Raw genomic sequence first — 12,280 nt, 5'->3', positions numbered from 1 at the left:
CTCGCCATGGGCACGGACGGCCTGTCAGAATTGACGGAAAGCAGATTTTGGACGCCTCACGATCGACATATGACCGTCTTCTAAACCTGATTTCGACGCGCACCGCGCAAGTCGGCGTGATCGGGCTGGGCTATGTCGGGTTGCCGCTGGCAGTTGCGATCGCACGCGCCGGCTTCCCGGTTTCTGGCTTCGACATCGAAGCCCAGAAGGTCGAGAGCCTGAACAACGGCCAATCCTACATTGAGGCGGTGACGTCGACAGCCCTTGCCGGCCAGGTGGCGAGCGGACGGTTCCGCGGCACTGCGGATTTTGCCGAACTGGCCGTCTGCGATGTCATCATCATCTGCGTTCCGACACCGCTGACGAAAAACCGTGAGCCGGACCTCTCCTTTGTCAGGAACACGGCAGGCACCGTCGCGAAGCATCTGCGTCCCGGCCAGCTGATCGTGCTGGAATCGACCACCTATCCCGGCACCACCGACGACGTGATCAAGCCGATACTGGAAGAAACCGGCTTGCAGTCCAAGATAGACTTCTTCCTCGGTTTCTCGCCCGAACGCGAGGATCCCGGCAACCGCAGCTTTGAAGTCGCGACAATCCCCAAGGTCGTGGCAGGCGACGGCATTGAAGCGGCGATACTCGTGCAGGCTTTCTACCAGGGCGTGGTCAAAACCGTCGTTCCGGTTTCCACCACGGCGACCGCCGAGGCGGTCAAGCTGACGGAAAACATCTTCCGCTCCGTCAACATAGCCCTGGTCAACGAGTTGAAGGTCGTGCTCGGTGCGATGGGCATCGACATCTGGGAGGTGATCGAGGCGGCAAAGAGCAAGCCCTTCGGCTACATGCCTTTTTATCCTGGCCCCGGACTCGGCGGACACTGCGTTCCGATCGATCCCTTCTACCTGACGTGGAAGGCGCGCGAATACGAAATGCCAACCCGCTTCATCGAACTGGCGGCAGAGATCAACACGGCCATGCCGCGTCATGTGATCGATGAACTGGCGAAGGCGCTGGACCAGCGCTGCGGCAAGGCGCTCAGCCGCTCGCGCATTCTCATCATCGGGCTCGCCTACAAGAAGAACGTGCCCGACATCCGCGAAAGCCCCTCGTTGCGGCTCATTGAACTCATCGAGGAATGGGGCGGCAAGGCGGAATTTCACGATCCGCATGTTACCGAGATCCCGGCCACACGAGAGCATATGACGATCAAGGGGCGGCGCTCGGTCGAATTGACCGAGGCGGCATTGAAGGATTTCGATGCTGTCGTCATTGCAACCGACCACGACGCGATCGACTATCAGGCGATCGCTGATCACGCTCTTCTGATCATCGACACACGCAATGTTTTTGGCCGCCTCGGGCTGGCCCGAGAGACGGTGGTGAAGGCCTGACCGCGTCTGAGCCGGCGAGTTTTTTTGCCTGGTGTCAGGATCGTGATTGCACTCCCCCGGCAGCCTCGCCACATAATGCCCCTCGCCGGCTTTTGCCCAAAGCCGGCTTCATTGACTTCGAGGGTCTTATCCCTGGGGTCGTTAGCGGAGCGTGTTGGGGCGGATCAAAGGAGAATGGCTCGTCTTCGACGGGTCTCAAGACAGCATGAGCACAGCGCAAGCAGAAATTTCCAGCATTCTCATGGACAAGGTTGCCGATTGGCTCACCCAATCGGCGCTGGCGGGCGACGCCCTGGAAACATTGGTAAAGGGTTTTTGTGAACGGCTGGCTGCTGCCGGCCTGCCGCTGAAGCGGGTGCATTTGAGCTTTTCGATGCTTCATCCGCTTTATGACGCGCTTGGCTTCACCTGGCTTCGCGGCCAGGGCATGGAAGTGGAAGGCTTCCGCAAAGAGGACGGCGCTCATTCTGACAGATTCCTGACCAGCCCATACTACCATCTGCTCAGCAACAAGCTCGACCATCTGCGGCGCCGGCTCGACCCGTCGGTACCGTCGGAATTTCCTGTTTTCGATGACCTCAGGCTTATGGGCGTGACCGACTACATGGCATTCGTGCATCCCTTCAACGGCAATACCAGTCAGGGCATGCTCGGGTCCTGGTCGACCGACAGCGCTGCAGGCTTCAGCGACAGCATGATTTCAGCGCTGCTGCGCATCCAGAACCATCTCGCTATCGCAACGAAGATGGCGGTGCTCACCAAGCTGGCCGACAACATGATGACCACGTATCTCGGCGGCGACGCCGGCAGGCGCGTGCTGGACGGCCAGATCAAGCGCGGCGAGGGCGACACAATCCGGGCCGCACTGGTCATGGCCGATATGCGCGGCTCGACAAGGCTTGCCGAAACTTCCGGCCGCGAAATCTACATCGATACGCTGAACCAGTTCTTCGATGCCATTGCTGCACCTTTCAATCGCAAAGGCGGGCAGATCATGAGTTTCCTGGGGGATGGCTTCATTGCCGTCTTCCCTTGCGAAAGGCACCGCTCGCAGTCCGAGATCGCCTGCCAGGCAGCTCTTGCGGCAGCGCACAAGGCCACGGCGCGCATGAAAGATCTCAATCTGCGCAGAAAGGAGCAGGGATTGGGCGACATAAACTTTGGCATCGGCCTGCATGTCGGCAATGTGATGTTCGGCAATGTCGGACTTACGGACCGGCTCACATTCTCTGTCTTCGGCTCGGCTGTAAACGAGGTCCAGCGCCTCCAGACCCTGACCAAGAAATATCCGCACAGCGTTCTCGCCAGCAAAGACTTCGCCAGCTATTGCGGCGCCAACAGCTGGCTGACGCTCGGCAACGAGGAACTGGCGGGCGTCAAACAGAAGCTGACGGTGCTTTCACCCGATCTGTCGGGTGCTCTCGCACTCGATGAAGACGGTGCGCTGGAGCCGATTCACGACCGAATATCCGACGCCGAGCAGGTCATGCTGCTTCATCGCGATGCAGCGCGGCTGTCGGCGGCCGACCGGAGGAAGCTCCAGTAACCGCCACGATCTGATCCGAACGCCTTTGGTGCGCAGTCCGGTCGCCGGTTCCGCCAGGGAACTGGCGACCGATTTCGAATCCAAGTTGCTCTGCGCTGCCAATGCGTTAGTCTCGCTTTCTGGGCCCGCCGCCCGGCGGGCTGCCAGAGTGGGGCTGGTGTGAGAATGAATTCGGGTGTTGATCTGCTGCGGATCGAGGATGTTGGCATCTCTTTTGCCATTATCGGCGGACCGTTGCATGCCGTCAGACGTGCAAATCTTCGCGTCTTGCCCGGCAAGGTCACTGCGCTTGTAGGCGAGTCCGGTTCCGGAAAATCGGTTCTCAGCCAGGCAGTGATGGGCATTTTGCCGAACACAGCCCATGTTCGCGGCCGTATCCTGTTTTCCGATCCTGAAAAGCCCGGCACGACGCAGGATATCCTGCAGATGCCGCGTGACGGACCCGAAATCCGGGCGTTGAGAGGCAGCCGCATCGGCAAGATCTTTCAGGAGCCGATGACATCACTGTCGCCGCTGCACACGGTCGGCAATCAGGTCAGCGAATCCCTGCAGATTCATACGCCCATGGCGCGGGCGGAGCGCAAGGCGCGGGCCGAGGAAATGCTCGACCTTGTCGGTTTTCCCAACCCCAAGCGCGCCTATGACATGTATCCGTTTGAACTTTCGGGAGGATTGCGTCAACGCGCCATGATCGCCATGGCGCTTATCTGCCGGCCCGCCCTGTTGATCGCCGACGAGCCGACAACGGCGTTGGACGTCACCATCCAGGCGCAAATCCTGCAATTGCTGCGCGGGCTTCAGGCCAAGCTGAACATGGCGATGCTGCTGATCACGCACGACCTTGGCGTGGTCGCCAATGTCGCCGACGAGGTGGTGGTCATGTACCATGGCGAGATCATGGAAGCGGGACCTGTCGAGGCGATATTCCGCCGGCCAGGCCACCCTTACCTGAAGGGCCTGATGGCAGCCGTTCCGCATTTCGACCTGAAGCCTGGCGAAAGGCTAAAGGCGCTCCGCGAGGTGCCGGTGAATGTCGGGAACCTGCTCGGCAAGCAGACGGCGCCGGCATCGAAGGGGCCGGACGACATCCTGCTGTCAGTCAGGGATCTGACAAAGACCTTCACCATCCGCAAGTCCGGATGGTTCGGCGGAGATCATCAAACCTCTGTTCGCGCCGTCGACGGCGTGAGCTTCGATATCAGGCGGGGTGAGTGTCTGGGTCTTGTCGGCGAAAGCGGCTCCGGCAAAACCACCGTCAGCAAAGTCCTCATGCGGGCTGTCACACCAAGCGGCGGCTCTGTGATCTTCAACGGCAGCGATGGTCCGATCGACGTCCTGGAAGCCGAGGGAGACGCCCTGCGCATGCTGCGCGCGAAAATCCAGATGGTCTTCCAGGACCCGGTTTCGTCGCTTTCACCTCGCATGACGGTGGAGAACATCTTGAGCGAGCCGCTGGAAATCCATCAACGTGGCAATGCCGCGTCCCGACTCGTCACGGTCAAGAGCCTGATGCAGGCAATCGGGCTCGATCCGCGCTTCATAAAGCGTTATCCGCACAGTTTCTCCGGCGGGCAGCGTCAGCGTATCGGCATCGCGCGCGCGTTGGCGCTGGGGCCTGAACTCCTGATCTGCGACGAGCCGGTTTCGGCACTCGATGTCTCCGTCCAGGCGCAGATCCTGAACCTTCTGAAGGACCTGCAGAAGGAACTGGGCCTGACCTACCTGTTCATATCCCACAACCTGGCGGTGGTGGACTACATGGCAGACCGCATCGCGGTGATGTGCGGCGGCCGTATCGTCGAGCTCGCGCCGCGCGAAATTCTGCTTAGGAAACCGGTCCACCCCTACACGCGCTCACTGGTCGCCGCAGTACCTTTCCCCGATCTCGACAGGCCGATGGACTTCAAAACGCTGAAGCTCGACGGCGCTTCCGACACCAGCGCATGGGGACCGCAATTCCGCGACGAGAGCGACAAGGATATGCTGTCGCCGCTCGACCTTGGCGGCGGCCACCTCGTGCTGGCCCGGCGTACGGCCGATGTCAGCGAGTTACGCCATTGATCAGCCGGCGCACCGTCCTTGGACTTATGGCTTCGGCATTTCTGCCGGGCACGTCGCGCGCCGGCGATCTGGAGCCGGAATTTCTTCAGCCGCAGCTGAAGGCCAAGGCGCTGCCGGCACTCGCCGAACGCTTGCCCAAGAGCCCGCGCGCGTTGAACCTCGCCGCGATGGGCCGGCAGCCCGGCCAGTATGGCGGCACGCTGCGCACGATCATCGGCAGCCAGAAAGATATCCGGATGATGACGATCTACGGGTATGCTCGCCTGGTCGGCTATGACGAAAAGCTCAACTTGCAAGCCGACATTCTCGAAAGTTTCGACGTAGCGGATGATCGCATCTTCACTTTCAAGATTCGGGAAGGCCATAAATGGTCTGACGGTAGCCTGCTGACGCCGGAGGATTTTCGCTATTGCTGGGAAGATGTCTGGCTGAACGATGAGCTTTCGCAAGGCGGGCTTGCCCCTGCCCTGCTGGCGAACGCCAAGCCGCCACGCTTCGAGATCGTCGATCCGTCGACGGTCCGCTATAGTTGGGATGCGCCCAATCCCGACTTCCTGCCCAAGCTTGCTGCTGCTTCGCCGCTATCGCTGGTTCTGCCGGCCACCTATCTCAAGCAGTTCCACAAGAAATACCAGGATCCATTTCGGCTCGCCGGCCTGATGAAGGAGAACCGGGCCAAGAAATGGACGCTCCTGCATATCCGCATGTCGCGGCAGTATCGCCCGGAGAACCCGGAACTGCCGACGCTCGATCCATGGCGGAACCGGACCAAGCCCCCGGCCGAGCAATTCGTCTTCGAGCGCAACCCGTTCTTTCATCGAGTAGACGAGAATGGCCGGCAAATGCCCTATGTTGACCGGTTTGTCATGAATGTCAGCTCGCCGGCGATCATTTCCGCCAAGACCGGTGCGGGCGAGAGCGACCTGCAAAGCATCGGAATTGACTTCACCGACTACTCCTTCCTGAAGGATGCGGAGAAGCGCTACCCGGTGAAGATGCATCTCTGGAAACGCACACAGGGTTCGCGGCTGGCGCTGCTGCCCAATCTGAATTGTGCCGACCAGGTGTGGCGTGGCCTTCTTCGTGACGTTCGCGTGCGCCGCGCCCTTTCGCTCGCTGTGGATAGGCGCGAGATCAATTTGGCCGTGTTCTACGGACTGGGGCAGGAAAGTGCCGATACGGTCCTGCCGGAGAGCCCGCTCTACCGGCCGGAATTCGCGAAAGCCTGGGTCGCCCATGATCCCGACCAGGCCAATGCCCTGCTCGACGAGGCCGGGCTTCAGACGCGTGACGATGAAGGCATGCGGATACTTCCCGATGGACGCCCTGCGCAGATCATAGTGGAAACGGCCGGCGAAAGCACGCTGGAAACCGACGCGCTCGAACTCATCACCGATCACTGGCGCAAGATCGGGATCGCCCTGTTCATCCGGACTTCGCAGCGCGATATCTTCCGCAGCCGCGCGCTTGGCGGCCAGATCATGATGTCGATGTGGTCGGGCATCGACAATGGCGTGCCGACCGCCGACATGAACCCGTACCAGTTGGCCCCAACTATGGACGACCAGCTGCAATGGCCGCTCTGGGGTGCTCACCACTTGTCTCATGGCAAGCTCGGTGAGGCGCCCGATCTTCCGCCTGTGGTCGAGCTGATGGCTTTGCTCAAGCGCTGGAAGGCATCGACCGAAGCCACGGAGCGTGCCGAAATCTGGAATTCAATGCTGTCGATCTACACCGATCAGGTGTTTTCGATCGGCACCGTGAACGGAACGCATCAGCCGGTTCTGGTGTCCTCGCGGCTGCGCAATCTGCCTGACAAGGCGCTCTACGGCTACGACCCGACCGCCTATTTCGGCGTCTACATGCCGGATACATTCTGGCTTGGAGAGTCCTGAGCGTGCTTCGATATTTTGTCTGGCGCATTGCCGTGATGGTTCCAACGCTGCTGGTCATATCGGCACTGGTGTTCACGATCATCGAACTTCCCCCTGGCGACTATTTCGACAGCTATGTTGCCGAGCTTCGGGCTCAGGGCGAAGCGGTGGATTCCGATCGCATCGAGATGATGCGCAAGGACTATGGTTTCGACCAGCCACCGGTCATTCGATACTTCTACTGGGTCGGCGGGATGCTGCGCGGCGATTTTGGCTATTCCTTCGAATATGAGCTGCCGGTCCGCGACGTCGTCGGGGACCGAATGTGGCTGACCGTGCTGGTTTCCTTCGTCACGATCATCTTTACCTGGCTCATCGCCTTTCCGATCGGCATGTACTCCGCCACGCATCAATACAGCTGGGGCGACTACGGCCTGACTCTCTTCGGCCTTCTCGGCCTTGCCATTCCGAACTTCATGCTGGCGCTGATCCTGATGTATTTCGCCAACATCTGGTTCGGCACATCCATCGGCCACCTCATGGACCAGCAATATCTCGGCGAGCCGATGAGCTGGGCCAAGGCGAAGTCGATCCTCGCCCATCTCTGGATTCCGGTCTTGATCATCGGCACCGGGGGCACGGCAAGCATGATCCGGCGGCTGCGCGCCAATCTCCTCGACGAGCTACACAAGCAATATGTCGTGACCGCGCGCGCCAAGGGACTTCATCCGTTCAAGGCGCTGGTCAAATATCCGCTGCGCATGGCGCTCAATTTCTTCATTTCCGACATCGGCTCTATCCTGCCGGCCATCATCTCCGGCGCCGAAATCACGGCGATCGTGCTGTCTTTGGAAACGACCGGGCCGATGCTGATCAAGGCGCTGCAAAGCCAGGACATGTACCTGGCAGGGTCGTTCCTCATGTTCCTCGCCTTCCTGACGGTCATCGGTGTCCTGATTTCCGACCTGGCGCTGGCGCTGCTTGATCCAAGAATTCGTTTGCAGGGCGGTAGCACCAAATGAGCACGCATTCGCCGCTGCCCGCTCCGGGTGCTCCGCTGCAACACTACGTTTCCACCGCGCCCTTTGACCTGGAGTCGGTCGAGGCGATGACGCCTGAGCAGTCGAAGGTCTTTCAGGCGTCGCAGTTGCGGCTGATGTGGTGGAAATTCCGGGAGCACCGGCTTGCCGTTATTTCAGGCATATTCCTGGCAGCGCTTTATTTCGGAATACTGATCTGCGAGTTCCTGGCCCCCTACAATCTGCACACGCGCAACATGGACTACATCTATTCGCCGCCGCAGCGGGTGCACCTGTTCCACAACGGCCAGTTCGTCGGGCCGTTCGTTTATGGCCGCCAGATGACGCTGGATATGGACACGCTCAAGCGGAACTACATCGAGAATCAAGATGATGTTCAGCGGATCCGTTTCTTCTGCAAGGGCGACAGTTATCGGTTCTGGGGCCTGATCGAAGGTGACAGGCATTTTGTCTGCCCTGCCGAAAACGGCCAGCTCTTTCTGGCCGGCACTGACAGGCTAGGGCGCGACGTGCTCTCGCGCATCATCTATGGCGCACGCATTTCACTGACAATCGGCCTCGTCGGCATCAGTTTCAGCTTCCTGCTCGGCATCGTCATCGGCGGACTGGCCGGCTATCACGGCGGTATATTCGACCTGATCGTTCAACGGATAATCGAAGTTCTGCAGTCAATCCCCAGCATTCCGCTATGGCTGGCTCTGGCGGCGATCATGCCGATAACCTGGAGTCCGATCCTGATCTATTTCGGCATCACCGTCATCCTTGGGCTGCTCGACTGGACCGGATTGGCGCGGGCCGTGCGTTCGAAGCTTCTAGCGTTGCGCGAGGAGGATTACGTTCTGGCCGCGCAATTGATGGGCGCCAGAAGCAGCCGCATCATCGGGCGGCATCTCATTCCCGGCTTCATGTCGCATCTGATCGCGACGGCGACGATCTCCATACCCGGCATGATCCTGGGCGAGACGGCGCTGAGCTTCCTCGGGCTCGGCCTGAGGGCGCCGATAACCAGCTGGGGCATCCTGCTCACGGAGGCGCGCAGCGTCAGCGTCATCGCGTTCTATCCATGGCTGCTTTTGCCGATGCTCCCCGTCATTCTCGTCATCCTGGCGTTCAACTTCCTCGGCGACGGCCTGCGGGACGCCGCAGATCCCTACAAGTGAGATCGCTATTCCGCCGCGCGCCGGGCCACCCGCTCCACCCGGTATGATCCTGTCGGCAGCCTGTTCGGTTATTGCAGGGTTCATCGTTCGCCTCTATACGTGCCGGGACGCGATCGGCGGTTCACATGTCGCCCTCGGGTTTCACCCGTGAACCGCTCTGGTCGCGGGCATTGCTGATCTCTTGAGCTGGTTTCAGGACACACACGCATATGACTCGCCTTGAGAATTTCATCAGCAGGATGACCGCACAGCGCGACATTCTCGATCAGGTTTGCCCCGAGGTGGCGAAGATGGAAGGGCCGGTGCTCGAGCTCGGCCTCGGCAACGGCCGGACGTACCACCATCTGCGCGAGCGCCTGCCCGGACGCCGGATCGTGGTGTTCGACCGTGAACTTAGCGCACACGCCAGCTCAATTCCCGACGCTGAAGACTTCGTGCTCGGCGAAATACGCGAGACGGCGAAGAGGTTCATTGGCATCGACGCGGCTCTCGTTCATGCTGACATCGGCACCGGCTATGACGATCGCGACGCAGTGACCTCTACCTGGCTTCCCGATCTGATCGCGCGCCTGCTTCGCGTCGGCGGCTTCGCGGTCAGCGGCACGCCCCTCGAGCACCCGCTGTTGCAACGCCTCCAGCCGCCGCCTTCGGTGCCCGCCGATCGTTATTTTGTCTGCAGGCGCGTGTGAGGGGCCGAGACGGCCCAAACATTTGGCGGCCAAATCTTCGGGGCCAAATCTTCAGGGGATCATAAATACTGCTATCTCCCGCTCGATGCCGCGCAGCGAGACCTCGTGGGGCACGGGCGTCAGCGCGTTCCTGTTCAACAGATCGGCGGTGAGATTGTCGCCGACCACGGCACGAGTGGCGAAGATCGCCTGTGCATTGGCAAGGTTCTGGACCCGCGAAGCAATGTTGACCGTCTGGCCGAAATAGTCCTGTCGCTCGTTCATGGACACGGCGATGCACGGGCCGGCATGGACTCCGATCTTGAGCAGCAGATCCTCGCGCCCGCTCTTGTCGTTGAGCTCACGCATGGCATCGCGCATCCTGAGGGCCGCAGCAATCGCACGATCAGGCGTCGCGAAGGTCGCCATCACCGCATCGCCGATCGTCTTGACCACCGCGCCTGCCTCCGCCGCAACGATCTCGTGCAGAACCTGGAAATGCACGCGCACGAGATCGAAGGCCGAAAGATCGCCCACCCGCTCGTAAAGCTCGGTCGATCCGCGCAGGTCGGTGAACAGGAAGGTCAGGCTGGTGATTTTCAGGCGCTGGTCGATGTCGAGCGTATCCGTGCGATAGAGATCGCGGAACGTCTGGTTGGTGAGCAGGCGCTTGGCGGTCAGGAAGGGCCGGCGTTTACCCAGGAGACCATGCAATTCCTGGCCGGCGATGAAGACCGTCGGCAGCACGCGTGTGTCGGTCCTGTTCTCCAGCGAAATGCGCAACGGGCCGGGTTGCATCTCCAGCGTCTGGTTCTGGACATGGTCGCGGTCGAAGACCAAAGAGAGGCTTCGGCGCTCTTTTGTTGGTTCGCCCTTCACGTCGATGAACTGTGCTGAATGGGTGACCGGCTCGAAGACGATGACGAATTCAGACGGAAGCTGTATGGGCAGAACCGCCTTTTCGCCGGGGGCAAGCTCGATATCCTCCAGCGAGAACGCTTCGATCTTTTTCGCGAAATCCTCTTCCGGCAGATCGACGCCGGACGCCCAGTAGATCTGGCGGTAATATTCCAGCAAGGGCAGTTCGTGTGGATTGTGGGCGGCAATCCTGCGCACGCGGGGACTGACGGTGAATGTCACCTCGACCATCTCGTCGAGGGTCGGCGAATAGCCCTCGGAGCACAGCGCGCAGGTGTATTCGTCCTTCTGCAGGGTTTTCAGCGTGGCGTTTGTGTCGAGCACGCCGCCACAGCCGGGGCATAGAACATTCCAGGAAATGTCGAAGATGCCTACCCGCGCCGCATGGAGAAAGGCGCTTATGGCGCGTTCCTCGTCGAGGCCATGCTTGCTGGCGAAGGCTGGCGCATTGATGCGGCAAAGTTCGCGGTCCTTGCCCTCCGCGATGGTTCGCTTGATCGCGTCAATTGCCTGCGGATCGACACCGGTCGACTGCCGCAGAAGCGAGAACAGATCCTGAGCTTCGTTCATCGTGCAGGCTCCGGAAAATGCGCCCCCGGAGGCGTCTTTGGTCCCAGTACTCCATCTTACTTCGAAACGCATCCTACGGCCAATCGAATAGATGGGCATGGTGACAGTTCAATTTCCATTCGGCGGATTTTCACCGGCCGCAAGCGGCACTATGATGGTCCATGGGGCATTCATCTTGGGGACTTTCTCCCATGCCGACATCCAACAACCCGCCATTTCCCGCGGCCCTGCGCCTATTCTCTGTGGTGGTCATCATCGTGCTGATCGTAGGCGCCGGCCTGTTTTTCGCGCCTGTGCTGGTCAAGCCGCGCTGGCCTTGGGCCGTCACGCCGTTCAATGCCCGCTTCCTCGGCGGCTTCTACACCGCCGAAATGGTCGTGATGGCGGCGCTGCTGGTCTGGAATCGCTGGTCGCCCGGCCGGCTCGTGCTCGTCATGGCCTTCATCTTCACCGTCATCGTGTCGCTGGCTTCGTTCATCAATCTCGGCTATTTCAACTTCGAGCGCAAAGCGCCCTGGCTCTGGTTTTTGGTCTATCTCGCTTCGGTCGCGGTATCCGGGCTGTTCCTGTGGAGGGCCAAGGCCCGTCCTTCTGCCAAAGGCGTGACCTTAAATCCGGCATGGCGCGGCTACATGCCGGTGGAATCGGCGATCCTTGGGCTCTATGGCCTAGGCCTGTTGCTGTTTCCCCTGACATTCGGCAGCCTCTGGCCATGGCCGATCGATGCCTTCCATGCTCAGGTCTACAGCGCCATCTTCCTGGCCGGTGCGGGCGGTGTATATCTCGTCTGGAGAAGCGCGCCGCGCGAGGAACTGCTGGTGCTCGGCCTGGCGCAGTTTCTGGTTGGCCTGCTTGCCATCCTTGGCCTCGTCATCACCGACGCTGCGGTGCACCGGATCGACTGGACAGCGATCAGGACATTGTGCTGGCTCGCCCTTTTCGGCTGGATCGGCATCAGCGGCGTCTTCAAACTCTACGCCGCCTCCCGGTATTTTAGCTCGCAACCGGCATCATAGGTTGCAGAGACGGCTGGATTTTCAGGTGACGTCCGG

At 60.5% G+C, this 12,280-nt stretch carries 9 protein-coding genes; 8 read left to right on the top strand and 1 reads right to left on the bottom strand.

Annotated features, from left to right (window positions below):
- Positions 1-47: 47 nt before the first annotated feature.
- The 7 genes from AC0L3H_RS11430 (at position 48) to AC0L3H_RS11400 (ending at position 9,761) form a co-directional block, all read left to right on the top strand.
- Positions 48-1,391 (top strand): nucleotide sugar dehydrogenase, encoded by a 1,344-nt coding sequence (locus tag AC0L3H_RS11430; protein WP_473585508.1) that lies wholly within the window; start codon positions 48-50, stop codon positions 1,389-1,391.
- 205 nt (positions 1,392-1,596) lie between these two features.
- Positions 1,597-2,937 (top strand): adenylate/guanylate cyclase domain-containing protein, encoded by a 1,341-nt coding sequence (locus AC0L3H_RS11425; protein ID WP_473516596.1) that lies wholly within the window; start codon positions 1,597-1,599, stop codon positions 2,935-2,937.
- A gap of 165 nt (positions 2,938-3,102) precedes the next feature.
- Positions 3,103-4,998 (top strand): ABC transporter ATP-binding protein, encoded by a 1,896-nt coding sequence (locus AC0L3H_RS11420; protein ID WP_023797969.1) that lies wholly within the window; start codon positions 3,103-3,105, stop codon positions 4,996-4,998.
- The gene (locus tag AC0L3H_RS11415; protein ID WP_473516594.1) at positions 4,995-6,893 is read left to right on the top strand and encodes an ABC transporter substrate-binding protein; all 1,899 of its coding nucleotides are present in this window, start codon (positions 4,995-4,997) and stop codon (positions 6,891-6,893) included. The genes AC0L3H_RS11420 and AC0L3H_RS11415 overlap by 4 nt, the downstream gene beginning before the upstream one ends.
- A 2-nt stretch (positions 6,894-6,895) precedes the next feature.
- Positions 6,896-7,894 (top strand): ABC transporter permease, encoded by a 999-nt coding sequence (locus AC0L3H_RS11410; RefSeq protein ID WP_023797971.1) that lies wholly within the window; start codon positions 6,896-6,898, stop codon positions 7,892-7,894.
- On the top strand, positions 7,891-9,072 hold the full coding sequence (locus tag AC0L3H_RS11405; RefSeq protein ID WP_091594734.1) for an ABC transporter permease: 1,182 nt from the start codon (positions 7,891-7,893) through the stop codon (positions 9,070-9,072). The genes AC0L3H_RS11410 and AC0L3H_RS11405 overlap by 4 nt, the downstream gene beginning before the upstream one ends.
- Positions 9,073-9,281: 209 nt before the next feature.
- The gene (locus AC0L3H_RS11400) at positions 9,282-9,761 is read left to right on the top strand and encodes a class I SAM-dependent methyltransferase (RefSeq protein ID WP_128173712.1); all 480 of its coding nucleotides are present in this window, start codon (positions 9,282-9,284) and stop codon (positions 9,759-9,761) included.
- A 51-nt stretch (positions 9,762-9,812) separates the two neighbouring features.
- Here AC0L3H_RS11400 and AC0L3H_RS11395 read toward each other — a convergent pair whose 3' ends face one another.
- Positions 9,813-11,228, bottom strand: coding sequence for an adenylate/guanylate cyclase domain-containing protein (locus tag AC0L3H_RS11395; protein WP_023797974.1), 1,416 nt, complete (start codon positions 11,226-11,228; stop codon positions 9,813-9,815).
- 191 nt (positions 11,229-11,419) lie between these two features.
- On the opposite strand from AC0L3H_RS11395, the gene AC0L3H_RS11390 reads away from it, so the two are divergent.
- Positions 11,420-12,244: a hypothetical protein gene (locus tag AC0L3H_RS11390; RefSeq protein WP_473585507.1), complete on the top strand. Its 825-nt coding sequence runs from the start codon at positions 11,420-11,422 to the stop codon at positions 12,242-12,244.
- The last annotated feature ends 36 nt before the right edge of the window (positions 12,245-12,280 follow it).

It is taken from the genome of Mesorhizobium sp. WSM4816 (genome assembly GCF_055811535.1).
Note: the sequence above shows the minus strand (reverse complement) of the source record. Positions and strands in the feature narration are given on the sequence as shown.